Origin of the sequence: Micromonospora sp. NPDC047740, from assembly GCF_043204735.1 — a bacterium.
Lineage (GTDB): Bacteria > Actinomycetota > Actinomycetes > Mycobacteriales > Micromonosporaceae > Micromonospora.
Genome location: NZ_JBIDCT010000001.1, coordinates 1,096,488 through 1,122,962 on the forward strand (window position 1 = coordinate 1,096,488; position 26,475 = coordinate 1,122,962).

The 26,475-nt window shown below is 69.5% G+C and carries 23 protein-coding genes and 1 pseudogene; 23 read left to right on the plus strand and 1 reads right to left on the minus strand.

Annotated elements, in window-relative coordinates:
- Positions 1–33 precede the first annotated feature (33 nt).
- The 23 genes from ACGF4F_RS04600 to ACGF4F_RS04710 all read left to right on the plus strand — a co-directional run bounded on the left by ACGF4F_RS04600 (position 34) and on the right by ACGF4F_RS04710 (position 26,097).
- Positions 34–1,041 (plus strand): ABC transporter permease, encoded by a 1,008-nt coding sequence (locus ACGF4F_RS04600; RefSeq protein WP_357436442.1) that lies wholly within the window; start codon positions 34–36, stop codon positions 1,039–1,041.
- Positions 1,034–1,942, plus strand: coding sequence for an ABC transporter permease (locus ACGF4F_RS04605; RefSeq protein ID WP_357436444.1), 909 nt, complete (start codon positions 1,034–1,036; stop codon positions 1,940–1,942). The genes ACGF4F_RS04600 and ACGF4F_RS04605 overlap by 8 nt, the downstream gene beginning before the upstream one ends.
- A gap of 83 nt (positions 1,943–2,025) precedes the next feature.
- Positions 2,026–3,603: an ABC transporter substrate-binding protein gene (locus tag ACGF4F_RS04610; protein ID WP_357436446.1), complete on the plus strand. Its 1,578-nt coding sequence runs from the start codon at positions 2,026–2,028 to the stop codon at positions 3,601–3,603.
- A gap of 122 nt (positions 3,604–3,725) precedes the next feature.
- Entirely contained in the window at positions 3,726–5,051 is a 1,326-nt protein-coding gene (locus ACGF4F_RS04615; RefSeq protein WP_393074742.1) for a M20 family metallopeptidase, read from the plus strand.
- Positions 5,048–6,004 (plus strand): DUF1177 domain-containing protein, encoded by a 957-nt coding sequence (locus ACGF4F_RS04620; protein ID WP_357436450.1) that lies wholly within the window; start codon positions 5,048–5,050, stop codon positions 6,002–6,004. The genes ACGF4F_RS04615 and ACGF4F_RS04620 overlap by 4 nt, the downstream gene beginning before the upstream one ends.
- A 51-nt stretch (positions 6,005–6,055) precedes the next feature.
- Positions 6,056–7,840, plus strand: a complete 1,785-nt coding sequence (locus ACGF4F_RS04625) for an ABC transporter ATP-binding protein (RefSeq protein ID WP_393074745.1) — start codon at positions 6,056–6,058, stop codon at positions 7,838–7,840.
- Positions 7,840–8,583, plus strand: a complete 744-nt coding sequence (locus ACGF4F_RS04630) for an AroM family protein (protein ID WP_357436503.1) — start codon at positions 7,840–7,842, stop codon at positions 8,581–8,583. Before ACGF4F_RS04625 ends, ACGF4F_RS04630 begins: the two co-directional genes overlap by 1 nt.
- Positions 8,584–8,797: 214 nt before the next feature.
- A complete protein-coding gene (locus ACGF4F_RS04635) occupies positions 8,798–9,628 on the plus strand; it encodes a PIG-L family deacetylase (RefSeq protein ID WP_357436454.1) in 831 nt (276 codons plus the stop codon).
- A gap of 263 nt (positions 9,629–9,891) precedes the next feature.
- Positions 9,892–10,587 (plus strand): GntR family transcriptional regulator, encoded by a 696-nt coding sequence (locus ACGF4F_RS04640; protein WP_357436456.1) that lies wholly within the window; start codon positions 9,892–9,894, stop codon positions 10,585–10,587.
- Positions 10,588–11,018: 431 nt separating this feature from the next.
- Positions 11,019–12,050 carry a BMP family protein gene (locus ACGF4F_RS04645; RefSeq protein ID WP_393074749.1) on the plus strand — a complete coding sequence of 344 codons (1,032 nt, stop codon included), beginning with the start codon at positions 11,019–11,021 and terminating at the stop codon, positions 12,048–12,050.
- Positions 12,051–12,135: 85 nt separating this feature from the next.
- Entirely contained in the window at positions 12,136–13,632 is a 1,497-nt protein-coding gene (locus tag ACGF4F_RS04650) for an ABC transporter ATP-binding protein (RefSeq protein ID WP_357436460.1), read from the plus strand.
- Positions 13,632–14,747 (plus strand): ABC transporter permease, encoded by a 1,116-nt coding sequence (locus ACGF4F_RS04655; RefSeq protein WP_357436462.1) that lies wholly within the window; start codon positions 13,632–13,634, stop codon positions 14,745–14,747. Before ACGF4F_RS04650 ends, ACGF4F_RS04655 begins: the two co-directional genes overlap by 1 nt.
- Before the next feature lies 1 nt (position 14,748).
- Positions 14,749–15,849 (plus strand): ABC transporter permease, encoded by a 1,101-nt coding sequence (locus ACGF4F_RS04660; protein ID WP_357436464.1) that lies wholly within the window; start codon positions 14,749–14,751, stop codon positions 15,847–15,849.
- Positions 15,850–15,851: 2 nt separating this feature from the next.
- A complete protein-coding gene (locus ACGF4F_RS04665) occupies positions 15,852–16,754 on the plus strand; it encodes an amidohydrolase family protein (protein ID WP_357436466.1) in 903 nt (300 codons plus the stop codon).
- A gap of 20 nt (positions 16,755–16,774) precedes the next feature.
- Positions 16,775–17,527: a cupin domain-containing protein gene (locus ACGF4F_RS04670; protein ID WP_357436468.1), complete on the plus strand. Its 753-nt coding sequence runs from the start codon at positions 16,775–16,777 to the stop codon at positions 17,525–17,527.
- Positions 17,528–17,529: 2 nt separating this feature from the next.
- Positions 17,530–18,072 carry a YbhB/YbcL family Raf kinase inhibitor-like protein gene (locus ACGF4F_RS04675; protein WP_357436470.1) on the plus strand — a complete coding sequence of 181 codons (543 nt, stop codon included), beginning with the start codon at positions 17,530–17,532 and terminating at the stop codon, positions 18,070–18,072.
- A 51-nt stretch (positions 18,073–18,123) separates the two neighbouring features.
- Positions 18,124–19,296: an NAD(P)/FAD-dependent oxidoreductase gene (locus ACGF4F_RS04680; protein WP_357436471.1), complete on the plus strand. Its 1,173-nt coding sequence runs from the start codon at positions 18,124–18,126 to the stop codon at positions 19,294–19,296.
- Positions 19,293–20,204 carry an MBL fold metallo-hydrolase gene (locus ACGF4F_RS04685; protein ID WP_357436473.1) on the plus strand — a complete coding sequence of 304 codons (912 nt, stop codon included), beginning with the start codon at positions 19,293–19,295 and terminating at the stop codon, positions 20,202–20,204. The genes ACGF4F_RS04680 and ACGF4F_RS04685 overlap by 4 nt, the downstream gene beginning before the upstream one ends.
- Before the next feature lie 27 nt (positions 20,205–20,231).
- Complete coding sequence (locus tag ACGF4F_RS04690; protein ID WP_393074756.1) at positions 20,232–20,612, plus strand: carboxymuconolactone decarboxylase family protein; 381 nt, start codon at positions 20,232–20,234, stop codon at positions 20,610–20,612.
- Between the two features lie 5 nt (positions 20,613–20,617).
- Positions 20,618–21,496, plus strand: a complete 879-nt coding sequence (locus tag ACGF4F_RS04695; protein WP_357436506.1) for an NAD(P)-dependent oxidoreductase — start codon at positions 20,618–20,620, stop codon at positions 21,494–21,496.
- Complete coding sequence (locus ACGF4F_RS04700) at positions 21,493–22,926, plus strand: aldehyde dehydrogenase family protein (protein WP_357436474.1); 1,434 nt, start codon at positions 21,493–21,495, stop codon at positions 22,924–22,926. The genes ACGF4F_RS04695 and ACGF4F_RS04700 overlap by 4 nt, the downstream gene beginning before the upstream one ends.
- A gap of 130 nt (positions 22,927–23,056) precedes the next feature.
- Positions 23,057–24,568 (plus strand): aldehyde dehydrogenase family protein, encoded by a 1,512-nt coding sequence (locus tag ACGF4F_RS04705; protein ID WP_357436475.1) that lies wholly within the window; start codon positions 23,057–23,059, stop codon positions 24,566–24,568.
- A complete protein-coding gene (locus ACGF4F_RS04710; RefSeq protein ID WP_393074760.1) occupies positions 24,565–26,097 on the plus strand; it encodes a GMC family oxidoreductase in 1,533 nt (510 codons plus the stop codon). The genes ACGF4F_RS04705 and ACGF4F_RS04710 overlap by 4 nt, the downstream gene beginning before the upstream one ends.
- A 72-nt stretch (positions 26,098–26,169) precedes the next feature.
- On the opposite strand, the pseudogene ACGF4F_RS04715 reads toward ACGF4F_RS04710, so the two are convergent.
- A pseudogene (locus tag ACGF4F_RS04715) lies at positions 26,170–26,475 on the minus strand (amylo-alpha-1,6-glucosidase); the annotation flags it as partial.

Sequence of the window (26,475 nt, forward strand, 5' to 3'; positions counted from 1 at the left end):
TCAGACCCAACGAAGCGCAGATTGGAGGTGGCTGTGAACCACGTGGTGCGACGAGTCCTCGCGATGATCCCGGCACTCTTCGGCGTCGTGCTCTGCATCTTCCTGCTCACCCGCGTCCTGCCCGGCGACCCGGCCCGGACTCTCGCTGGGGAGCAGGCTGACCCGGCGACCGTCGACAAGATCCGTGCCGAGATGGGCCTCGACCAGCCACTGGTCGCTCAGTTCATCTCCTACGTGCGCGGCCTCTTCGCTGGAGACTTCGGATTCGCGTGGCACACCGGCCAGCCCGTCCTCGCGGACTTCGCCTCCCGGCTGCCGGCGACGGTCGAACTCGCCATCGTGGCGATCCTCATCTCGCTGCTGCTTGGGGTCCCCATCGGTGTCATCAGCGCGACGCGTCGCGACCGGCCGATCGACCACGCCAGCCGCATCTTCTCGCTGATCGGGGCGTCGATGCCGCTCTTCTGGCTCGCCCTCATCGTGATCTTCGTCTTCTACAACAAGCTCGGGTGGGAGCCGGCCCCGCTGGGCCGCATCGCCCAGGACGTGAACCCACCGACGTCGATCACGGGCCTCTACGTCCTCGACTCGCTCCTGACCGGTGACCTGGTCGCGCTGAAGTCGTCGCTGGCCCACATAATCTGGCCGGCCCTGTGCCTCGCCACCGGGAGCACGGCGATCATCGCCCGGATGACCCGGTCCGAGATGCTCGAGGTGATCAACCAGGACTACGTGCGCACCGCTCGCTCCAAAGGCCTGCCGCCGGCCAAGGTCATCCTCAAGCACGCGCTGAAGAACGCCGCCCCTGTCGTCGTGACCGTCGTCGGGCTCCAGTTCGGCCAACTCCTCGGCGGCGCGGTCATCACCGAGACCGTCTTCAGTTGGCCGGGCGTCGGCTTCTATGTCGTCCAGTCCGTGCTCGCCACCGACTATGCGCCGGTCCAGGCCTTCACGCTGCTCGCCGCGGCCATCTACCTGACGGTCAACCTCTGCGTCGATCTGTTCAACGCCCGACTGGACCCGAGGATCGAGAATGCCTGACACCACCGTGTCCGCCTCTGCGAGCGGCGTCCGGGCCGCGTCGTCCGACCGGGCGGGTTCGAGGCCCACGACGGCCTGGCGCCTGCTGATCCGCAACCGCCTGGCGATGGTCGGCCTCGTCTTCATCGCGATCTGGACCATCGGCGCTCTCGTCGCCGGCCTGCTGCCGTACTCGCCCACCGCGACCGGAGCCGGCGGGCTCCTCGAGCCGCCCTCCGCCGCACACCTGTTCGGCACGGACAACTTCGGCCGCGACATCCTCGCCCGGGTGCTCGCCGGCGGGCGGATCTCTCTCTGGACCGGGCTCATCGCCGTCGGGATCTCGCTGCTCATCGGTGTCCCGATCGGCGCCATCTCCGGCTTCCTCGGCGGCGTGGTGGGTGCGGTGCTCATGCGGGTGATGGATGTGCTGCTCGCCTTCCCGTCGCTCGTGCTGGCCATGGCGATCGCCGCCGCCCTCGGCCCGGGTCTGGCCAGCGCGATGATCGCCGTGGGCGTCGTCGGCATCCCCGAGTTCGCCCGCATCGTCTACAGCCAGACCCGCTCGCTCCGGGAGCGTGACTTCGTCGAGGCGGGTCGCGCCATCGGCCTGCGTGACCGGACGATCCTCACCCGTCACATCGTCCCGAACACCGTTGCCCCGATCCTCGTCCGGGCGACTCTCGGCATGGGCTACGCGATCCTCACGGCCGCCTCGCTCAGCTTCATCGGCCTCGGCGCGCAGCCGCCGACGGCGGAGTGGGGCGTCATGATCTCGGACGGCCGTGGCTACATCATCAGCGGCGAGTGGTGGATGACCGTCTTTCCCGGCATCGCCATCGCCACCTCGATTCTCGGCTTCAACCTCGTCGGCGACGGCCTACGCGACGTCCTCGACCCGCGCCTGCGGACGAGCCGATGACCCGGTTCGTATCTGCCACGGGCGCCAGCCCATCCACCCCCTTCCATCGCATCTTCCCCCACCCGTACATGAAGGAGAACAGCGTGAAGCGCAGCGCCACCCTGGCCGCCGCGGTCGCCGTCATGTTCGCCGCAGCCGGCTGTGGAGCCAACGCCAACCAGGGCGGCTCCTCGCGTGCCGGTGCGGCCGCCAAGGACACCCTCGTCGCCGCCTACTCCGAGGGCGGCAAGACCCTCAACCCGGCCGAGGCCAACGACGTCACCTCCGACACGTTCGTCGTGGCGGCCTACGACCAACTCGTCACGTACGACCGCACGACGACGAACGGCAAGCCGACCGCCAAGACGGACAAGATCGTGCCGATGCTCGCGGAGTCGTGGAAGGTGAGCGACGACTCGAAGAGCTACACCTTCACGCTGCGGCAGGGCGTGAAGTTCGAGGACGGCTCGGCCCTCGACTCCGACGACGTCGTCAAGTCGTTCGACTTCATCAAGAAGTCCAAGTCGGCGAGCTTCCTCTACGGCATGGCCGGCATCGGCACGGTGACGGCGATCGACCCGCGCACCGTGAAGATCGACCTCACCGCGCCGAACCACCTCTTCCTCCAGATCCTGCCGATGTACTCGTTCTCGATCATCAACATCGACAAGGTCAACGCCGAGGGTGGCGCCGCCTGGCTCGACACCCACACCGCGGGCTCCGGCCCTTACCGGGTGACGAAATGGGACCCGGCGACCGAGGCCGTGCTCGAGCGCAATGACACGTACTGGGGCGAGAAGCCGGCCCTGCGCAAGGTCAACACGAAGTTCATCGGCGAGGCGAGCAACCGCGTCCAGCTCCTCACCAAGGGCGAGGTCGACCTCGCGCTCGAGGTGCCGGCGAAGGACGTCGACACCCTGTCGAAGCAGTCCGGCGTCGCCATCGACTCCCGCGCCAGCAACAAGATCCTTTTCTTCGGGATGAACAACGCCATCAAGCCGTTTGACAACCCGAAGGTCCGCCAGGCCGTGTCGTACGCGATCCCGTACGACAAGCTCATCAGCGACGTCATGAAGGGCCAGGCGTCGTCGATGCGCTCGTCCGTGGCCAGCTCGACCCCGGGCTTCTCCGACGCCGGCTACGTCTACTCGCACAACCTCGACAAGGCCAAGGCGCTCCTCGTGGAGGCCGGCTACCCCAACGGCTTCAGCTTCGACTTCACCCTCGGCAGCGGCTTCGACGACTGGTCGGACGACGCCGTGCTCATCCAGGCCGAGCTGGCGAAGATCGGCGTGACGATGAACATCCACAAGATGGCGCGTCCGCAGTTCCTCGAGGCGCTCGCGACGAAGAAGGTGCAGAGCTACATCAGCCGCTGGACCTCGTTCGTCAACGACCCGGGCTATCACCTCGGCCTCCTGTTGACCAGCGACGGCACGAGCAACTACGTCAACTTCAACAACCCTGAGGTCGACAAGCTCTGGAAGCAGGCCTCGACCGAGCCGGACCAGAACGTCCGCAACGATCTGTACGGCAAGGCGCAGGAGATCATCAACACCCAGGCGCCGTGGGCCTACCTGTACGAGTACAACATCGTCGTTGCGGAGCGCGCGGGCGTGCAGGGGTACACGTCGTACCCCGACGGGATCATCCGCTTCTTCCAGTTGAGCAACAAGGGCTGACGCCGAGAAGGGGAGGCGCGCCGCTGGGCCCGCTGCCATCCCGACGCGCGGCCAGCGGCCGCCTCCCCGCGCACCAGTACGAATCCGACGCCCCGTACACGAAACGACACTTGGAGCCTGACGTGGCCACGCAATCCTCCGACTGGGAGACCCGGGTCCTCGACGAGATCGAGCGCACCCGGGACGAACTGCTGACGCTCGCCGGAGACCTCATCCGGATCCCGAGCGAGAACCCCCCGGGGGACTGCACAGACGTCGGCACCTTCATCGCCGACCATCTGCGCGCCGAGGGCCTCGACCCCGAGGTCCACGACGCGGGCGATGGTCGCCTCAGCATCGTCGTCCACCGTGCCGCGAGCAACGCCGCGGTGGGCGGCGACCCCACGACGGCGCGCCACCTCGTGCTCGCCGGCCACACCGACGTCGTACCCGTCGGTGACCTCAGCCGCTGGACTTTCCCGCCCTTCGCAGGTGACGTCGTCGACGGTTACCTGCGCGGTCGCGGAGCGAGCGACATGAAGGCCGGTCTCGCCGGCGTCATCCACACGCTCGTCGTCCTCCACCGCCTCGGTGTCCCGCTGGCCGGGAGGCTGTCGCTCGCCGCCGTCCCCGACGAGGAGCAGGGCGGCTCACGCGGGGCGGACTGGCTCCTCGACCAGGGGGTCCTCGACGGCGCGACCGGCGCGATCATCGCCGAGCCCGCCGAACGGACGCACCCGACGATCGGCCAGAAGGGCAGCAACTGGTTCCGCATGACGATCGACGGCAAGCCGGGGCACGGTAGCCTCCAGCCGCTGCACGGCGTCAGCGCGAACCTCCTCGCGGCCCGGGCCGTCGTCGCCCTGCAGCAGCTCTGGGACATGAAGCCGTCCGCGCCCGAGGACGTGCGCGACCTCATCGAGAGTTCGAAGACGTTCGCCGAGGAGCGCGAGGGCTACGCTCCCGGCATCGGTGCCGTCTTCGAGCACGTCACCGTCAACATCGGCACGATTCGCGGCGGCACGTCCTCCAACGTCGTCGCCGACCGGTGCGTCGTCGAGGTCGACACCCGCGTGCCGATCGGGTTGTCGCGCGCCGAGGTCCTCGCCCGGGTCGACGAGTTGCTCGCCGAGGCGGGCGTCGAGGCGACGATCGAGCCGATCGGCTTCTGCAGCGAGCCGAACTGGACGCTGCCGAGCGACCCCATCGTCACCGAGCTCGTCGCGGCTCTGCGCGAATTGACGGGGGACCCCACCACGGAGGGCGTGCTCCAGTGGGCGTCCTCCGACGCCCGCACCTTCCGCAGCCACGGCATCCCCGTGCTCCAGTACGGGCCGGCCGAGCTGGCCACCATCCACGGCTTCGACGAGAAGGCACCAGTCGCCGACGTCGTCCTCGCCGCGAAGACCTACGCCCTGACCACCCTCCGGTACCTCGGCGTCGCCGAGACCGCTGTCGAAAGCGAATGATCGTGCTGTCCCACGTCCTTACGGCCCTCGACCTCCTCGACCGCCCCGACGCGTCCGGAGATCTCGTCGCCGAGCACCTGCGTACCCTCGGCGACAATGCCTGCTCGATCACCGTCGAGAGGGTGGCGGGTGAGCTCGGTTCGACCGACTTCATCTGCGTCACCGTCCCGGGCAGCCGCGGCAAGACCGCCGGCGGCGACGCTCCGACGCTCGGTGTCGTCGGGCGCCTCGGCGGCATCGGCGCCCGGCCGGAGCTGATCGGCTACGTGTCCGACGGCGACGGGGCGACCGCCGCCATCGCCGCGGCCGCCAAGCTCCTCGCGATGCACGCCCGCGGCGATGTCCTGCCCGGCGACGTCGTCATCTCGACGCACATCTGCCCCGACGCGCCGACCCGTCCACACGACCCCGTGCCCTTCATGGACTCGCCCGTCGACATCACCGCGATGAACGAGCACGAGGTCACCTCGGAGATGGACGCCGTCCTGTCCATCGACACCACGAAGGGCAACCGCCTCATCAACCACCGTGGCATCGCCATCTCCCCGACGGTCCGCGCCGGCTACATCCTCCCCGCGAGCGCCGACCTCATCGGCGTCCTCGAGACCGTGTCGGGTGAGCCCGCCGTCGTCTTCCCGCTGTCGACGCAGGACATCACGCCGTACGGCAACGGCCTCTACCACCTCAACTCGATCCTCCAGCCGGCCGTCGCGACGGCCGCGCCCGTCGTCGGTGTCGCCATCACGACGGTGACGCCCGTGGCCGGCTGCGCGACCGGCGCGAGTCACGAGGTCGACATCGCCCTGGCCGCGCGCTTCGCCGTCGAGGTCGCCAAGGGCTTCACCGCGGGTGCGGTGTCCTTCCACGACGAGGCCCAGGCAGCGCTCCTTGAGAGCCTCTACGGCCCGGCCACCCACCTGCAGACGGCTGGACAAGTCCCCGCGCACGCCTGAGCGGGCGCGCGAGACCGAGCCCAGCGGCATACGGAACCAAGGAGCACGGACATGGCTGAGACTCTGCTGTCGATCGAGAACCTCTCGATCCGCATCGACACGTCCCGCGGCCCGATCCACCCGGTCCGGGGCCTCGACCTGACCATCGCACGCGGCGAGATGGTCGGGCTGGTCGGCGAATCGGGCTCGGGCAAGAGCGTCACCGCCATGTCGATCACGGGATTGCTGCCGGCGCGGCAGGCGCACATCACAGGTGGGCACATCCGCTTCGACGGACGCGACCTCGCCGCACTGTCGGACCGGCAGAGGCGCGGGATCCGCGGCAAGAACATCGCGACGATCTTCCAGGAGCCGATGACCGCGCTCAACCCGGTCTTCACGATCCGCGACCAGCTCACCGAGCCGTTGCGCCAGCACCTGCGCCTGGGCCGACGGCAGGCGGCCGACCGAGCGGGCCAACTGCTCGACATGGTGGGGATCCGCAACACCGCACGCGTCCTCGCGGGCTACCCGCACGAGCTGTCCGGCGGGATGCGTCAGCGCGTCATGATCGCCATGGCGATGGCATGCGAGCCCAAGCTGCTCATCGCCGACGAGCCGACGACGGCGCTCGACGTGACGACCCAGCTGCAGATCCTCGACCTCATCATGGACCTGCAGGAGCAGCACGGGACAGCGGTCCTGCTCATCACGCACGACCTCGGTGTCGTCGCCCAGACCTGCCAGCGGGTCGCCGTGATGTACGGCGGTGAGCTGCAGGAGACGGCGCCGACGGAGCAGCTCTTCGCCGCGCCACAGGCCGACTACACGAAGCGGCTGCTCAGCTTCATCCCCTCCGCTAACAGGCAGGTCATCGAGGCGGTCGAGGCGCTCGCCGAGGGAAGCACGGCGCGCGACGGCTCCGGGTCGGTTCGCGTCGAGGCACGCACGGCCGCTCCCACGGAAGCCCCCGACGACGACGCGCCGGTGCTGCTCGAGGTCACCGACCTGACGAAGGTCTTCACCGGGCGACGCCGCCGGCTGGGACGTCCGGCCGACACCATCACGGCGGTCGACGGTGTCTCCTTCCGGGTCCGCCGTGGCCGCACGCTCGCCATCGTGGGCGAGTCCGGTTCGGGCAAGTCGACAACCGGTCGGGCCCTGCTGCGCCTGCACGAGCCGACGTCGGGGACGGTGACCTTCAACGGGGCCGACCTCCTCGCGGCCGGTGACGACGAGTTGCGTCGCCTCCGCTCCCAGATGCAAATCGTCTTCCAGGACACGTACGCCTCGCTCGACCCACGGTGGACCATCCACCGGGCACTCGCCGAGCCGCTGCGGTTGCACACGGACCTCGACGACGCGGCGATCCGCGCCCGCATCGTCGAGGTCCTCGAGACGGTCGGCCTGGGGGAGGAACACATCGACCGCTTCCCGCACGAGTTCTCCGGGGGCCAGCGCCAGCGGATCGGCATCGCGCGGGCCCTCATCCTCAACCCGAGCCTCGTCGTCTGCGACGAGCCCGTATCGGCACTCGACGTGTCGGTGCAGGCCCAGGTGCTCGACCTCATGAAGCAACTGCAGCGAGACCTCGGACTCACCTACGTCTTCATCTCGCACGACCTGTCCGTCGTCGAGATGATGGCCGACGAGATCGTCGTCATGAGCCAGGGCCGCGTCGTCGAGCAGGGCACCGTCGAGCAGATCTTCACAGCGCCTCAGCACCCCTACACCAAGGCGCTCCTCGCCGCGATCCCGATCGCCGACCCCAACGCGCGCGTCGACCGCGCCGTGCGACGCCGCATCGTCGAGCGTGGCGTCGCGGCCGCGGACCTGCCCGAGAAGGCGGTGGCGTGATGCACGTGCCGGTTGAGGGCCGGGCGACCCACGTGAGGCCGAGACTCGGTCTCGTCACGATCGGCCAGGCACCCCGCACCGACCTCATCCCCGATGTCGAGGCCACCCTCTCCGGCGTCGACTGGGTCGAACACGGCGCGCTGGACCTCCTCGACGCGGACGGCATCGCTCGGCTCGCGCCGCGCGCCGGGGAGCGCACCCTCGTCTCCCGCCTGCGGGACGGTTCGCGCGTCCGCCTCGGCGCGGCGAGCATCGCCCCAGCACTCGACGACGCCATCCGACGTTGCGTAGCCGATCGGTGCGGGGTCGTGCTCGTGCTGTGCACCGGCCGTGTCGAGCACGGCCCGGCGTCGGTGCCGGTGCTCCACGCGGAGGACCTCGCCCACGAGCTCATGGAGCAGCTCGTCGGCGAGGGCTCCCTGGGTGTGCTGTGCCCCGTGCCAGAGCAGTTGACGGACATCCGGGAACGGTGGGAAGGGCGCCTGGGCCGCTCGGTCATCGCGGCGGCCGTAGACCCCTACACGGCTGGACTCGACGAGGTGGCGGCTGCCGGACGGCGGGTCACCGCGGGTGGCGCCGACGTGGTCTTTCTCGACTGCATCGGCTACACCGGCGAGCAGCGGGAAGTGCTTGCCGCCAAGGGCATCCGAGCCGAGACCGCCCGCCACCTCGCGGTGACGGGCGCGGTGGAGCTCCTGTGTTCCGCCTCGTACGCTGACCATGAGCGTTCACCGGGTTGGTGAGTCCTGATCGGGGAGTTCCGCGTTGAGGCGGTCCGGCCAGTCATCGTCGGCGAGACCGCCCGCCAGGAGCACATCCCGTCAAGCATTGGTGCTGCCGCATGGCGTTCGCCCTGATACGTCCGAGGGCAGCGCCAGATAGCGACGCCCCGTCCCGGCAGCCGTCCGGATCGCGGCAAAGCCCAGTGCGTCGGGGCCTCCCTCGTATGGTGGTGGGGTGACTGAGCGATCCCTGACCTTGATGGCGGTGCATGCGCACCCCGACGACGAGGCGACGAGCACGGGCGGCATCCTCGCCCGGTATGCGGCGGAGGGAATCACGACAGTGCTCGTGACCTGCACGGACGGGCGGTGCGGCGACGGGCCCGGTGGGGTCAAGCCAGGCGACCCGGGGCATGACCCGCAGGCCGTGGTGGCGATGCGCAGCGCCGAGTTGACGGCCAGCTGCGAGGCGTTGAAGGTCACGCACCTGGAGACGCTCGGCTATGCCGACTCCGGAATGATGGGTTGGGCGGCCAACGACGCGCCCGGCGCGTTCTGGAACACCCCGGTGGGGGAGGCGGCCGACCGGCTGGCCGAGTTGATCCGGCGCTACCGACCCGACGTCGTCGTCACCTATGACGAGAACGGCTTCTACGGCCACCCGGACCACATCCAGGCCCACCGCATCACCATGGCCGCGGTCGAGCGTACGGACATTCCCGCAAAGGTGTACTGGACCACGGTGCCACGCAGGGCGTTCCAGGAGTTCGGCCGCGTCATGAAGGAGATCGGCGTCGAGTTTCCGGAGCCGGACGGACCGTCGGGGGAGATGCCGGCGCTCGGCCTGCCGGACGACGAGATCACCACCTGGGTGGACACGAGCGCCTTCGGCGGGCAGAAGTTCGAATCCTTGGTCGCACACGCCAGCCAAGCCGAGAACATCTTCTTCCTGCAACTCGGTCAGGAGCGGTTCACCGAGCTCATGGGCGTGGAGACCTTCGTCCGGGTCCGCGACACCACCGGTGCGCCGACGCCGGAGGACGACCTGTTCGCCGGGCTACGCTGACCGGCACCGAGGGGCGGTCGGGCCGGTCCTGGTGCCGGCAGTGCCATCGCCCGAGGGTAGCTTCGGCCCGTTCGCGCGAGCGGCAGCGGCGAGGACAAGGGCTGACTGCTCCGCCAGCGCCCCGGTCGCCTCCCTGACCGAGTCCTTCACGCCCGCTGCCGGGGGTGGGCCGTCGCTGCCCGTGCTGGCACGGCCACCGCAGCGGGTATCATGCATCAGGCTCAGGGGAGTTCGGGCAGTGGTCTAGAGGAAGTTTGGGAGCTATGTCGGCGGCGCAGAGGGCATCCGCTGGGGTCGCCGAAAACGACGTCTCGAAGAAGGACGTGATCGTCCAGAGGCTTCGTGAGGAGATCGTGTCCGGGGCTATCGCGCCGGGGGAGAAGCTCTCAGAGGCGCGCCTCGCCGAGCGGTTCGGGGTCAGTCGGATGCCGGTGCGTGAGGCGTTCAAGGAGCTCGAAGGTGCCGGATTTGTGTCGATCGAGCGTCGCCGTGGCACTTTCGTCAAGAGCCTTAGCCGGCACGAGATCCTCGATCTCTTCGAGGTGCGTGAGGCGGTGGAGGGGATGACCGCCCGGCTGTGCGCGAACCGCGCCAGCAACGAGCTCATCGCGCGGATCGACGAGGTGATGGCGTCGATGCAGGACTGCGTCGAGGCTGGCGACACCGACGGCTACAGCGCCGTGGACGCGCGGTTGCACGAACTCATTACCGAGGGTGCTGGCAATGAACGGTTGAGTGACCATTACCGGTTGCTGGTCCAGCATCTGAACCGCGGCCTGCTGTCGTCGATCGTGACCAGGCGAGAGGGGCGGATGCGGCGGTCGCTCGCGGAGCACCGCGCTGTGGTGTACGCCATCCGCGCGCGGAATGCCGATGCGGCGGAAGAGGCCATGCGTGCCCACGTGCAGCAGGGCCGCCTCGAACTTCAGGACGAGGTCACGGCTAAGTTCGGTCGCTGACCCGGTCCGGCACTTCCGCGCTCGACCTCGGCGGCCAGGAGAGGCCCGTCGCTGGACGTGAGCAGCGGCCCGACCCCGCAATCCCGTATGTGAGCCCAGCCCGGCGCCGGCACGCAGCCGTTGATCGCGCGTCCGGGTAGGCACGTGCGCGCAGTCTTGCCGTCCTCGGCCGGTGCGGCCCTGGCCGGCCTGGGTGGCCCTTGCTTCGACCGCCGTTCCTGTGCCGACGCTGAGTCGGCCCGGCCTGCGGCACGTCATCCGGAATTCGGGTCGGATCAACCTCTTGACAACTGGTATGGCAGATCAGCAGTATCTGGTGCACGTTACCGCGCTCCCGCAGTCTAGGCGCTTGCATCTGCCATACCAGTTTTCTTCACCGGTCCGTTTCACCCCTGTTACCTACACGGGCAGCAGCCGACGAAAGGGCTCGCATGCGTACCAAGATCGCGATCGTGTCAGCCGTTACCGCCATACCCCTCGCACTCTCGGCGTGTGGGGTCTCGGGCGACGGAGCGGCTGCCGACGGGACCAAGAACATCGGTTTCATCTCCCAGGCCCCCCGCAACGACGGCGGGTTCACCCAGTTCGGCCTGGCCGGCGTGAACGCGGCGGTCGAAGCTGACAAGAACCTCAAGCTGTCCTCCATCGTCGACAACGCCGCCAACTCACAGGAGCAGATCCAGGGCCTGGAGTCGCTGGCGGCGAAGAACCAGATCGTGGTCGCCGACGGCGCCTCGTTCAACAAGGCCGTCGCGGTCGTGGCGCCGAAGTATCCGAAGGTGCACTTCATCCTGGTGGCCGCCGACCTCGACGCCTACGCCGAGAACGTGACCTCGGTCAGCGCCGCCGTTGGCTACAACGCCATCGTGGTCGGGGCCGTCGCTTCGGCCCATTCCCGGAGCAAGAAACTCGGGATGATCGCCGGCCTCCAGGTTCCCGCGTCCGGCGCGTGGTATTACGGCATGGCTCAAGGAGCCGCGTTGGAAAATCCGAACACCAAGGTCGTGCAGACCTACACCGGCGACTACAACGATGTCGGCAAGGCCAAGCAGGCCGCCGAGGCAATGATCGCTAGTGGCGTGGACTCGATCCTCTCCGACCTCGACAGTGGCTCCGGGGGCGTCTACCAGGCCGCCAGCGGGTCCGCCAGCCCCGCCGACGTGTACGACGTTTTCGCCCTGCACTGCGACTCGAGTCCCCACATCATCGGCTCCGGCGTAGTGAGCTGGTCCGACATCCTGAAGAACGCTGTCTCCGACGCCGCTGGTGGCAAGCTGCCGGCCGGCGCCATCAGCTACGGCCTGGGCACCGGCGCGCTGCGATTCGAGTTCTGTCCGGGCAAGGGGACGGCGGAGGAGAAGGGGCTCGTCGAGAAGATCACCAAGGACATCACCGACGGCAAGATCGTCGCCGACAAGGGTGTTCTCCTCCCCAAGCCGGCCTACCACTTCGAGCAGCGTTAGGCCGCCGTCGATGAAGACTCGTCCCGATTCCGGCCCCGCCCGCCGCGGCACGGGCACCGGAGCTTCCGCTCTCCGGCTCACCGGAGTGACCAAGAGGTTCGGCTCCTTCGTCGCCAACGACGCCGTTGACCTCGACATCGCCTGGGGTGAGATCCACGCCCTCCTCGGCGAGAACGGTGCGGGCAAGACCACGCTCATGCGGATCGTCACCGGCCTCTACACCCCGGATGAGGGTGGCATCGAGCTCGACGGAGAGCCGGTGCGTTTCCGCAAGCCCGAGCATGCCTTGCGGGCCGGAATCGGGATGGTCCACCAGCATTTCACGCTGGTACCGACACTGACCGAGCTGGAGAACCTCGCTATCGCACCAGCCGCCGTGCCATGGCGCAACGGTCTGACCGAGGCGCGCCGCCGGTCGCAGGAGGTGGCTACGGCAACCGGGCTGCGGATCACGCCCGACCGGCTGGTCGCCGACGCGTCGGTGGGGGAGCGGCAGCGGCTGGAGATTGTCAAGTTGCTGTGCCGCGGTGCCCGGATCCTGATCTTCGACGAGCCGAGCGCCGCGCTGAGCCCGGGTGAGTGGGACGAACTCGCCAACCTGATGCGGCTGCTTGCCGCCGACGGTCATGCGGTCATCCTGATCTCGCACAAGCTGTCGGAGGTCTTCAGCGTCGCGGACCGGTACACGGTGCTGCGCCGAGGTGCGGTGAGCGGTTCGGGAACCATCGCGGAGGCAACCCCGGACCACCTGGTGACCCTGATGGTCGGCGATCGGATGGCCGACCGTCCGCCACTTCCCGCCGGCATGCCGGGTCCCGCCGTCCTCACCATCCGCGGTCTCGACGTCGGTCGGGACGACAGCCAGCCGGCCGGCCCGAAGGCGCTCCAGGGCATCGACCTCGAGGTGCGTCGAGGCGAGATCCTGGGGATCGCCGGGGTCGCCGGTAGCGGCCAGTCCGAGCTCGTCGAGGTGCTCTTGGGCATCCGGCCGGCGCTGTCGGGCGCCATCGAGTTGGCGGGGCGGCCCTTCACCCACCGGTCGCCGCGCGGTTTCTTCCGAGCCGGCGGTGCGGTGATTCCGGAGGACCGGCACCACGCGGCGATCGTTCCCGGGATGACCCTCTGGGAGAACATCACCCTGCGGTCGCTGCGCTCCGCGCCGCTGAACAGGCGAGGGTTGCTCGACGTCCGGGCGGCGTCCGCCGAGGCGCGCCGGCTGATGCACGAGTTCGACGTACGCGCCGACAGCGAGAACCTGCCGATCGGGCGGCTCTCCGGCGGAAACCAGCAGAAGGCCGTTCTCGCCCGGGAACTCTCAGGGAATCCGGCCCTGCTGATCGCCGCACAGCCGGTCCGCGGTCTCGACGTCCGGGCGGCGGACTTCGTCTACCGGAGCCTCGTCGCGCACCGCGAACGCGGCGGTGCCGTGCTGCTGATCTCGATGGACCTCGACGAGGTCATCTCGATGTCCGACCGGATCGCGGTGCTCGCTCACGGACGCATCCAGGGCGTCGTCGACGCCACGAAGGCCACCCGCGCCAACCTCGGCGCCCTCATGACGTCGTCCGGAGAGGCCCTCTGATGCTGTCGAAAGACCTGATCATGCGGTTGCTCGTGCAGGTGGGAGTGGCCTTGGCGGCACTGGCCGTCGGCGCGCTCCTGCTGGTGGCGATCGGGGTGGCGCCGCCCGACGCGCTCCACGCCTTCTGGAGCGGCACATTCGGGACGCCGACCAACGCCGGTACGACCCTCACCCAGGCCGTGCCGCTGCTCCTGGTCGCGCTCGGCTGGATCCTGACCACCCGGGCCGGACGCCTGCACGTCGGCTTTCCCGGTCAGATCCTCGCCGGTGGATCCCTGGCCACGGCCGTCGGGCTGCAGTGCGGTAGCCTGCCCGGCCCGCTCGCGGTGGTGCTCACCGCCATCGCCGGCATCGTCGGCGGCGCCCTCTGGGCGGGCCTGACCGCCTGGTTGTGGGCCTCGCGCGGGGTACTTGAGATCGTCTCGTCGCTCCTGCTCAACCTGGTCGCGATCCAGGTCGCGGACTGGTTGGTCCGGGGGCCGCTGCAGGGCTCCCTGGACGGTCAACCGCAGTCGGCGAACTTCCCGGCCGCCGCACTGTGGCCGAGCGTCGAGTCGATCCCTGGCCGCACCCTCTCGTACGACGTGCTGCTCCTCCCGGTGTGCGCGATCGCCGTGGTGCTGTTGCTGTCCCGCACCGCGTTCGGCTTCCGCCTGCGGGTAGCCGGCGGCAACCAGGAGGCCGCTCGGTGGTCCGGCATCGATCCGGTCCGCGAAGGGGTCGCGGCCATCGTGATCTCCGGTGGGTTCGCCGGTCTCGCGGGCGCCGCGTTGCTCTTCGCCGGTTCCGCGCCCTGGATGAGTGACGGATTCGAAGCCGGCGTCGGCTTCAACGGCATCGCGGTCGCGCTGCTGGCGCGCAACTCACCGGTCGGCGCGGTCGCCACCGCCGTCGTGTTCTCCGCGCTGAACGTCGGTGGGACCGCCATGCAGGCCCAGTTGGACGTGCCGTCCTCGCTGGCCTCGGTTCTCCAGGGCGCCGTCATCGTGCTGGTCCTGGTGGCGGCCGTCGTCCTGCGCGGCCGCACGAGGGCGCCGTCCGCGGCCAAGCCCGCCCCCGCCCGTCGGCGCTCCGGCGTCGTCGCCCACAGCGGTGCCCGGACCGAGGAGGCCTGAGATGGGTATCTTCGACGTCGCGTTCCTCGTCTCGGCGATCACGATCGCCGCCCCGATCCTGCTCGCCGCCACCGGGGAACTCGTCTCCGAGCGAGCCGGCGTACTGAACGTCGGGCTCGAAGGCGTGCTGCTCGTCGGCGCCTTCGGCGGCTACCTCGTGATGGCCGGCACCGGGAACATCGCGGTCGGCTTCCTCGGCGGCATCGTCGGCGGCCTGCTCTTCGGGGCGCTGATGGGCGTGCTCGCGATCGAGACCAAGGTCGATCAGATCGTCTCCGGCATCGCGCTGACCCTGCTCGGCTACGGCCTAACGGCGTTCCTCAACGACGACGTCTTCAGCAAGCCGCGCGCCTTCGAGCCGCTGCCTCGACTCGCGATCCCGGTGCTCTCGGACGTGCCCGTCCTCGGGCCCGCCCTGTTCACCCAGGACGCCTTCATCTACGCCACGGCCGTCATCGTCGTCCTCGTGGCCCTGGCGCTGACTCGGACGACCTGGGGCATCAACCTGAAGGCGACCGGTGAGAGCCCGGTCTCCGTCGACGCTGCCGGCGTCAGTGTCCGCGGGCTGCGCTGGGCCGGCGTCCTCTTCTCGGGGGCCTGCGCCGGAGCGGCGGGCGCGTACATCTCCATCGGTGACGTCGGTGTCTTCCGTGAGGCCATGACCGGCGGGCGTGGCTATCTGGCGATTGCCGCGGTCCTGTTCGGCGGCTGGCGGCTGAGCGGGCTGGGCCTTGCCGTCGCGATCTTCGCGGTCACCGATGCCACCCAGTTGCGGCTGCAGGCCATCGGCGACATCCCTCGGGAGGTATGGGTCGCCGCGGCCCTACTCATCCTGGTGGCTCTCGGCACCCGCCGCGTCCGGAGTGCGGCGGGCACCTCCCGCCTCGACCGACGGCGGGCCAGCGCTGCCGGGCTTGCCGGCTTGGCCGCGGTCGCGGTGCTGATCGTGCTCGCCATTGTCCGACCGGCCGTGACGTTGCCGGTGTCCCTGTGGCTCGCCATGCCGTACGTGTTGGCGCTCGTTGCCCTCGCCGCCGAGGGCAAACGGCGGCACAAGGCACCGGAGGCGCTCGCCGTTCCTTATCTGCGAAGTGAGGTCTGACTTTGATCACCGACGTGCACACGCACTTCTGGACCCGGGAGCACCAGCGCTCTCCCTGGACGGACGGGCTGGGACGGGTCTCGAAGACGCTGGCCTCCGACGAGATCGACCTGGTCACGGTGGAGTCCTACCGCCGGGGCGTCGCGCCCGCCGAGCGGACGATCGTCTTCGGACTTCAGGCGCAGGCCTCCGGGATCATGGTCCCCAACGATGCCGTCGCCGCATTCGTACGGGAAGTCGGCGGTCAGACCGTCGGCTTCATGTCGGTCGATCCGACCCGCCACGACGCGGTCGACGAGGTGGAGCGCTGCCACTCCGAACTTGGGCTGGTCGGCATCAAGATAGGGCCGATCTACCAGGGAACCTCGCCGCTGCACCCCATGACGATGCGGGTCTTCAAGACCGCCGAGCGGCTCGGCCTGCCCGTGATGATCCACCAAGGCGCGATCTTCGCGAACGCCGGCAGACTGCCCGACGCCAACCCGCTGCTGCTCGACGACGTGGCGTGCACCTTTCCCGACCTGCGGATCGTGGTCGCACACATGGGCCACCCGTGGATCTACGAGACCGTCGTCGTGATGCGCCGGCACCCCAACGTCTTTGCCGACACATCCGCGATCGCGAGCCGTCCGACGGTGCTGGCGAACGCCTTCTCGGCCGCCAAGGAGTACGGCGTCCTGTCCAAGGTGCTCTTCGGCAGCGACTCGCCGATGGTGGCCGCGGCCAGCGCCGCCGCCGCCCTCGAACGGGTCGTCGCGCGAATGCGGCAGATCGCGCACACGCCCATCACCGACGAGGAACTGCACGGGATCCTGCACCGCCCCTCGTTCGACCTGCTCGGCATCGAGGCACCCGCGGCGCCCCCGCCGAGTCTGCCGACCGAGCTGACCCGAACTGCCTGCTGACCGTCCCCACGGAGAGAGCCATGACGACGAACCAGACCACGAATCCGTCGGTGTTCCTGGACGCCACGGCCGTACTCGACGGCCCGCTCCCCGTCGAGATCTCGATGGAGCCGATCCTTCAAGGGGCGCCCTTCGCATACGAGAGAGTCCTGTACGACGCTGCCGGCACATTCTTCGCCGTCTGGGCGTGCGACGCCGGGATCTATCCCCGCGTGAAGGACAAGCGGGGCTCGTTCATGTACATCATTTCCGGCGAGGCCACCATCACGGACGAGGACGGCACCTCCCACGAGCTGACCGCCGGCAGCGTGATCGTGCTGCCGTACGGCTGGGTCGGCGCCTGGGACATCCGCGAGACCATCCGGAAGGTCTACCTGCACACGACCCCGGTGCCGCCGTACCGCGCGGGGGTGCAACCGTCCGCCTTCCTGGCCGCGGCCGACGTGCTCGAGCGCGATCTGCCGGTCCCGGTGTCGACGGGAGGGGCCGCCTGGGCGCCGCCGGTCGCCGAGACCGTCGTGTTCGACGGAGCCGACGGCCGGTGCGCCGTCCAGGAGCACGGACCGGGGGTGTTCCGGCGAGCGGCGGCCGAGGGGGCCTCCTACCTGTACGTCATCTCCGGCGAGGCAACCGTCACCGACGCGGACGGCACCACGCACGAGCTGACCGCCGGCAGCGCCGTCGCCCTGCCGGACGGCTGGGCCGGCACCTGGGACATCCGCACCCCGATCCGCACCGTCCACGTCGACACCGCACCGATCGCCGACAAGTGATCATGACAGGAGAAGCTGTGATCAACGACGACCCCTACGCAGCCGTGACCCCGGCACCGCCGCTGCGGGTGTTCAGCAACGACCTCGTCGACGGCACGGAAATGCCGCTGACCTACCGCGACCCGGACATCGGCGGCATCAACACCTCACCCCACCTGGCCTGGTCGGACTTCCCGGCCGAAACCAAGAGCTTCGCGATCACCTGCTACGACCCGGACGCTCCCACCGGGGTCGGTTTCATGCACTGGGCCGTCGCGAACATTCCCGCCTCCGTGACCTCGCTGCCCGCCGGCGCCGGCGCGCCGGACGGGCCGATGCCGGCGGGATCCCTCACCCTCCCCAACGACCTGCGGATGCGCCAGTACATCGGCCCCAACCCGCCGCCGGGCTCGGGCCGCCACCGCTACGTGTTCATCGTCCACGCGGTCGACGTCCCCACGCTCGAGATCGATCCCGAGCTGACCCCGGTCGTCCTGGGCTTCAACCTGCACTTTCACACGTTGGCGCGAGGGAGCATGACCGTGTGGGTGGACGCGGCGGGGTGACGGTGACGTGATCGCTCAGCACCCATCTGTCCGTTTCGTGGAGGCACTGAAATGACAGGAACTCTCTCGGCCGGCCGCACCGGCCGCTCCCGGCGTGCCGAGGTCGCGGGCGCCGGATTCGCCGGTCTCACCATGAGCATCGCGCTCGCCCGGCGCGGCTGGACCGTACGTCTGCACGAGCAGAACGACCAGGTGCGCGACTTCGGCGCCGGCATCCTGCTGTGGCGCAACGCGATGCTGGCCCTCGAGGTCATCGGAGTGGCTGGGACAATCCGGGCGAACGGCGTACGGCCCGGCACCTACGACACCAACCTGAACGGTAAGTCGGTCTCCTCGGAGTTGGCCGGCTACCCCTACTGGGCGATAACCCGGCCGAAGCTGCACGCGCTGCTCGTCTCTGCTGCCCGTGCGGCCGGGGTCGAGATCGTCACCGCTTCCCGGGCGGTCGGCGCCGACCCGGCGGGCGCCCTGCTCCTGGCGGATGGGAGCCGGCTGGCGGCCGACCTGGTGATCGGCGCCGACGGCGCCGGATCGGCGGTGCGCAACTCGCTGGGCGAGTTCACCCAGGAACGCAAGAAGTACCAGGACGGCGTCTGCCGTGTCCTGATCCCGCGTCCCGCGGAGTTCCAGGGCCCTGAGTGGGACCGGGTCATCGACTTCTGGACCCTGGAGCCGGACCCGATGCGCATCCTGTTCATCCCCACCGGACCCGACACGATCTACATGGGCATGATGGCGACGACCACCAACGAGCGCGCCTCGCGAATCCCGATCGACGTCGAGGTCTGGTCGAAGCGCTTCCCACACCTGGCTACGGCCGTGGAGTTGGCGGGCAAGGCCGAGGGTGGCCGGCACGACAGCTACCAGACCAACCGGGTGACGCCGTGGTCGACCGGTCGGGCGGTGCTCGTCGGGGATGCCGCCCACGCCATGTGTCCCGCACTCGGGCAGGGCGCCAGCGTCGGCATCGTCAACGCGGTCGAGCTCGCCCACACCCTCGATCAGTACGACGAGATCGGCGAGGCGCTCGCCGTGTGGGAGGAGCGCGAGCGGGTCATGACCGACGCCGCCCAGGCCCGCAGCGCCTACATGGCCGAGACCCGCACGTTGGCCAAGGGCAACGGCTTCACCCCTGAGGTCATGGAGACGGCGAACTTCGTGCTTCCCGCCGTGACCCCCGAGATCGAGGCGGCCTACCCGGTGCCCGCGGTGAACCGGTCATGACCACCGGGCCGCACACAGTCGTCATCGGCGACGTCGAGATCACCCGAATCCAGGAGTACGCCGGCCCCAGCCCGGCGACCCCCGGCTTCCTGTTCCCCGAGAGCGACCCGGCGTACTGGCGGGACAACGCCGGATGGCTCGACCCGGACTTCTTCGACGCCGGTCGGAGACAGCTCCGCTCGGTGCTGCACACCTGGCTGATCCGCAGCCAGGGGGCGGTGATCCTGCTCGACACCGGCGCCGGCAACGGCAAGGAACGCCCGTACGCCCCGGTCTACGCCCACCACGACACCGCGTACCTGGCGAACCTGGCCGCCGCGGGGATCGCACCGGAGGACGTGGACATCGTCATCAACACCCACCTCCACGTCGACCACGTCGGGTGGAACACCCGCCTGGAAGGCCGCGGCTGGGTTCCCACCTTCCCGAACGCGCGCTACCTCATCACCCAGGAGGACTTCGAGTTCTGGGACCCGGTGAAGAACCCGCGGCCGCCGGCCGACGGCAACCAGAACGTCTTCGAGGACAGCGTCGTCCCAGTGCACCGCGCGGGACTCGTCGAGCTCTGGAGCGGCGAGTACCGGATCGATTCCGATCTCGTGTTGCAGGCCGCCCCCGGACACACCCCCGGCTCCGCGGTGCTGCGGCTGGAGTCCGGGAACGCCGGCGCGCTCTTCGTCGGCGACATCATCCACTCACCCGTGCAGATAGCGAACCCGGACGTCAACAGCTGCTTCTGCGAAGACCCGGCGCTGGCTCGGGCGTCCCGGCGCCGCCTCCTCGCCGAGGCCGCGGAGCGCTCGTTGCTGGTCTTTCCGGCCCACTTCGGCGGGCACTCCGCCTGTCACGTCGCCGCCGCCGCCGACGTGTTCGTCATCCGCGACTGGGCCGACCTGGCCCGGATCTGAACCACCGCTCGGAAGGAACCCACCACCGTGACTGAGGACCTGTACGAGGCCGGCATGGCGATGCGCCGCCAGGTGCTCGGCGACGCCTACGTTGACGCGTCGCTGGCTGCCGCGACCGACTTCTCGATGGACCTGCAGGAGTACGTGACGAAGTACTGCTGGGGCGACATCTGGAACCGCCCCGGGCTCAGCCTGGAGGAGCGCAGCCTGATCAACCTGGCCATGATCACCGCCCTCAACCGGGGCCACGAGTTCAAGGCGCACGTCCGCGGTGCGCTGAACAACGGGGTCTCCCAGGAGAAGATCAAGGAGGTCCTCATGCAGACCGCCTTCTACTGTGGCGGGCCCGCCGCGTTGGAGAGTTTCCGCCTCGCAGCCGAGGTGTTCGCCGCGGTGGACGCCGAGTGACCGGGATGGGAATCGAGCACATCGGGTTCATCGGCCTCGGCAAGATGGGCCGACCGATGGCCGCACGACTGTACGAGGCGGGCTACCGACTCACGGTGGCCGACGCCGCACCGGACGTCGCCGAGGGATTCGTGACCGACCACCCGAAGGCGGGTATCGCCCACACGGTCGACGTGTACCGTGCGGTGGACGCCCTGATCCTGATGCTGCCGAACTCGGCGGTTGTCGAGTCGGTGCTCGAGGGCGACGCGGTCGCGGAAGTGCTGCGACCCGGCACTCTGGTCGTCGACATGAGCTCCTCCGAGCCGCTGCGCACCCGCGCGTTGGCCCAGCGGTTGGCCGCCCGGGGCCTGCGGATGCTCGACGCTCCCGTCTCCGGCGGGGTACGCGGCGCGGTCGCCGGAACGCTGGCGGTACTGGTCGGCGGTGAGGAGATCGATCTGGTCGAGGTGCGCCCGGCCCTGCAGCGGTTGGCCCGGACCGTCATCCCGGTCGGCCCCGTCGGGGCCGGGCACGCGGCGAAGGCCCTGAACAACCTGGTCTCGGCCACCACCATCTCGGTGACCGTGGAGGCGCTCCGGCTGGGGGAGCGGTTCGGCATCCCGCCGGAAACCATGACCGAGGTGCTCAACAGCTCCTCCGGGCGCTCGAACACCAGCGAGAACAAGGCCGCCCAGTTCATGATCAGCGGCAGCTACGACTCGGGGTTCGCGCTGCAGTTGATGGCCAAGGACGTGGGGATCGCCGTCGACCTGGCACGCGAACTCGGCCAGGCCACCGAGGTTGCGGACGGTGTGGCCCGACAGTGGCGGCGCGTCGCCGGGGAAGTCACGCCGCAGACCGACCACACCGCCATGTACGAGCTGATCGGCGGTGACCGGTGAACGCCCCGCTGCTGCACTGGATCGGCGGCGAGGCCGTCCCGCCGACCGCCGGGGGTTTCCGCTCCGGCACCAATCCGGCGACCGGCGGCGTCGGGGCACAGGTCGCGCAGGGCACGGCCGCCGATGTCGACCTCGCCGTGCGGGCGGCCCATACCGCAGCGCCCGGGTGGCGCCGGATCGCGTCGCTGGAACGCGGCCGGATCCTGGCGGCCATCGGCCGGCGGCTGCTCGCGGACCTCGACGTGCTGGCCGAACTGGAGAGCCTCGACACCGGCAAGCCGCTCGCCCTCGCCACGGCCGAGATCCGCGGTGCCGCGGAGTACTTCGAGTTCTACGCGGCACTGGTGAACCTGCCGGCGGGCGACGTGCTCGACATCCAGCCCGACCTGCACGTTTATACGCTGCGCGAACCGTTCGGTGTGGTCGGGGTGATCACGCCCTGGAACCTGCCGCTCAATCAGGCGGCCCGGGCCTGCGCCCCGGCGCTCGCCGCCGGCAACACGATCGTCGCGAAGCCCGCGGAGAGCACCTCCCAGACGACCGTGGCGCTGGCACGGATCGCCAGCGAGGAAGGGCTGCCACCGGGGGCGCTCAACGTGGTGCTCGGCCGCGGCGACGAGGTCGGTACCGCGATCGTGCAGCACCCGCTGGTGCGCAAGGTGGCGTTCACCGGTTCGGTGCGGGTCGGGCAGGACATCGGACGGATCGCGGCGGACCGGATCATCCCGCTGACTCTCGAACTCGGCGGCAAGTCGGCCAACATCGTGTTCGCCGACGCCGATCTCGAATTTGCCGCCGCCGAGGCCGTCCGGGCCTTCACGACCAACGCAGGTCAGGTCTGCTCCTCCGGAACCCGGCTTCTGGTCGAGCGGTCGGTCCAGGAGCGGTTTGTCGCCGCGCTGGTGGCGGCCACCCGGCGGCTGCGCCTCGGCGAGGACGTGGGCCCGATGATCACCCGAGGCCAATACGACACCGTGCAGCGGTACTTTGCGATCGCAGCCGAGGAGGGGGCCCGAGCCGAGCTGGGCGGTGGCGTGGTCACCGATCCCGAGCTCGACGGCGGCTTCTACGTTGAGCCCACGATCTACTCCGGCGTCACCAACGAGATGCGGATCGCCCGGGAGGAGGTCTTCGGGCCCGTCCTGGTGGTCATCCCGTTCGACACCGAGCAGGAGGCCATCGACCTCGCCAACGACTCGGAATTCGGCCTGGTCGGGGGAGTCTTCACCGAGGACATCTCCCGTGCCTTCCGGGTCGCCGAATCGATCGAAGCGGGGCAGGTCTACATCAACTCATGGTCGACCCAATCCGTCCAGATGCCGTTCGGCGGCCACAAGCAGAGCGGCTACGGGCGGGAGAAGGGGATCGAGGCGCTGCACCACTACTCGCACGTCAAGAGCATCAGCGTGCGGCTGGCTCCCCGCCGCTGAGATCGGCACGCCTGCACAGCGGCGGTGCCACGCCGGAACTGCTGGCATACCAGCACAGCCGATCCGGTGGCACAGAGGTATGACCACCACGCTCTCTATTGGTATGGCAGAACTCTCAGGAGGTTGCAGGATGACGAGCATGCTCCGGACCGCCTCGTCGGTCGAGGCCGACATCAGGCTCGCGGAGAAGATGTTCATCGACGGCGAGTGGGTGGCGGCCGTCAGCGGTCAGACGCTGCCGGTCTATGACCCTGCCGACGGCAGCGTGGTCGTCGAGGTGCCCGCCGGCGGCGCGAGTGACGTCGACCGGGCGGTCGCGGCTGCTCGCGCGGCCTTCGCGCCGGGCGGCTCGTGGCGGTCGTTCACCCCACAGGCCCGCGGCAGGCTGATCTGGCGGCTGGCCGACCTGATCGAGGAGAACGCCGAGCGGCTCGCCGTGCTCGACTCGATCGACAGCGGAAAGCCGATCAACGAGATGCGGTACTTCGACATTCCGTTCTCGGTGGACGTACTGCGCTACTACGCGGGCTGGACCACAAAGATCACCGGCGAGACGATTCCGATCTCCTACCCGGCCAGCCACGGCGGGAGGTTCCACGCCTACACCCTCAAAGAGCCGGTGGGCGTGGTCGCCGCGATCGTGCCGTGGAACCTGCCGCTGCTCATGGCCATCAAGAAACTCGCGCCCGCCCTCGCCACCGGCTGCACCGTCGTGCTCAAGCCGGCCGAGCAGACCCCGATCTCCATCGCGCTGCTCGCGCAGCTCACGGCCGAGGCCGGCATCCCGGCCGGCGTGGTGAACTACGTGACCGGGTTCGGTGAGACCGCCGGCGCGGCCCTCGTCGAGCACCCCGGTGTGGACAAGGTGACCTTCACCGGCTCGGTACCCACCGGCAAGGCGATCGTGCGAGCCGCCACCGGCAACCTCAAGCGCGTCTCGCTCGAACTGGGCGGAAAATCCCCCAACATCGTCTTCGACGACGCCGACCTCGACGCCGTGATCGCCGGCGCGGCCGCCGCCGCCTTCGCCACCCAGGGCGAGAGCTGCATCGCCGGCTCCCGCCTCTATGTCCAGCGCGGCGTCTTCGACGAGGTCGTCCAGCGGCTCGCGAAGCACGCCGGGTCGATCACGCTCGGCCGAGGTACCGACCCCGCGACCCAGATGGGGCCGTTGATCTCGGCCGAGCACCGCGACAAGGTCCTCGGGTACGTCGAGATCGGCGTCGGTGAGGGTGCCGAGGTGGTCACGGGTGGCCGCGCGCCGCAGGGCGAGGCCTATGCCGGCGGCTACTTCGTCGAGCCCACCGTCCTCGTCAACGCCCGCCCGGACTCGCGGATCATGCACGAGGAGATCTTCGGCCCGGTGGTCTCGGTCGTACCGTTCGACACCGAGGCGGAGGTGCTCGTGCTGGCCAACAACACCCGCTTCGGCCTCGGCGCCGCCGTGTGGACCCGGGACGTGTCGCGGGCGCACCGGATGGCCGCCGAGATCGAGTCCGGCCAGGTGTGGGTCAACTGCTACCAGGCGGCCGACTCGGCGCTTCCGTTCGGTGGGACCAAGGAGTCCGGCTGGGGCCGGGAGACCTGCCGGGAGTCGCTGGAGGAGTACCTCGAGACCAAGACGGTCGTGGTGTCCCTGTGAGTGCATCAGTGCCCATCGGCTACGACTACATCGTGGTCGGAGCTGGTACGGCCGGGTGCGTGCTCGCCGCCCGGCTCAGCGAGAACCCGGCGGTCCGGGTGCTGCTCATCGAGGCGGGTCAGGCCGGTCCCAGCGAACGGATCATGACTACGTCCACCTGGCCGGCGCTGCAGCGGACGGATGTGGACTGGGCCTTTCGGACCGTCCCGCAAACCGGCACCGGCAAGGTCCACGACATCCCGCGCGGACGTACCGTCGGCGGCACCGGCAGCATCAATGCGATGGCCTTCCTGCGCGGCGACCGTCGCGACTTCGACACCTGGGCGTATCTCGGCTGTACGGGATGGGATTACGCCTCCGTGCTGCCGTACTTCAAGCGGTCCGAGACGTCCGCCCACGGCGACCCGGCGTACCGGGGGCAGACCGGTCCGCTCCGCCCGGCACCGGCCGCGCAGCTACACCCGCTGTCTCAGGCATACCTGGCCGCCGCGACCCAGGCCGGTCACCCGGTCGTCGACGATCTGAACGGCCCCGAGCTGCGCGGCGCCAGCAGCCACGACCTGCTCATCGTCGACGGGTGGCGGCAGAGCACCGCGACGGCGTACCTCGAGTCGGCGCTCGGCCGGGCGAACCTCGACCTGGTGACCGGGGCGTTCGTGGAGCGGGTGGTCATCGACGGTGACCGGTGCCTCGGTGTCGACGTGGTCGTCGACGGTGAGCGGCGCCACTACGCGGCAGAGATCGACACCATCCTCTCTGCAGGCGCCATCGGGACCCCACACCTCCTGCTCACCTCGGGGGTCGGCCCCGTTCAGGACCTGGAGCGCGTCGGCGTCAAGGTGCTCCACGACCTGCCGGGCGTGGGGCAGAGCCTCCAAGACCACATCATCCTGGCCGGCCTCACCGTCGAGGCCGGCCGCCCGCTCCCGCCTCCCAGCGGCAATCTCGGCGAGACGACGCTGCTGCTGGACAGTGAACCCGGGCGGGCGTCGATCGACCTGCAGATCGTGTTCATCCACGTCCCCTTCACCAATCCCTGGCAGTCGGCGCCCGAGCATGGCTACACCTTCGGCATCGGGCACATGCGTCCCGCCAGCCGAGGGGTGCTGGAACTGGCCAGCCCCGACCCGGCGGTGCCGCCTCGCATCGACTTCCGCTATCTCGACGAGCCTGCCGACATGCGGGCCCTGGTTTCCGGTGTCCGGCACGCCCTGCAGCTCAGCGAGATGCCGGCCTTCGACGACTGGAAGGCGAGACCGCACCCCCTCTTGGCCGCCGATGACACCACGGTCACGGCGTTCGTCCGAGCGGCGGTGCAGTCCTACGGACATGCGGCCGGCTCGTGCCGGATGGGCGTGGACTCGCTTGCGGTCGTGGATCCGCAGCTCCGGGTGAAGGGGTTGTCCGGACTGCGGATCGCCGACGCCTCGGTCATGCCGACCATCGTGTCGACGAACACCAACGCGGCGACGGTGATGATCGCCGAGAAGGCCGCGGACCTCGCGCAGGGGGTCATCGCCGCGGTCTGACTTGCCGGATACAGGCCCGCGCCCCGGGCCTGTATCCGCTGGACCACGGGTTGTCTGCCTGGGGAGCGGCCGTTACGCGTCGGCCGTGTCTGCGTTGCCGACGTGCACGTTACCGATGGCGTCCATTCGGCCCCAGCGTCCGGGAATGTCAAGCAGTTCGATGCGACCGAACCTGGCGGGCAGCGCCGGATCCACGATCAGGTCGTCTTCGTACGGCTCGAGGCCGAGCATGGTCCGCAGCAGCAGGAATGGCGTTCCGGTGGACCCGGCCTGTGGGCTGGACGCGGTGGGGTATTGCACGGGGTAGCGGGTGAGGTGTCGGGGGTATCCGGCGAAGGCTTCGGGTAGTCGGCCGTCGAAGTAGTTGGCGGCGTCGAG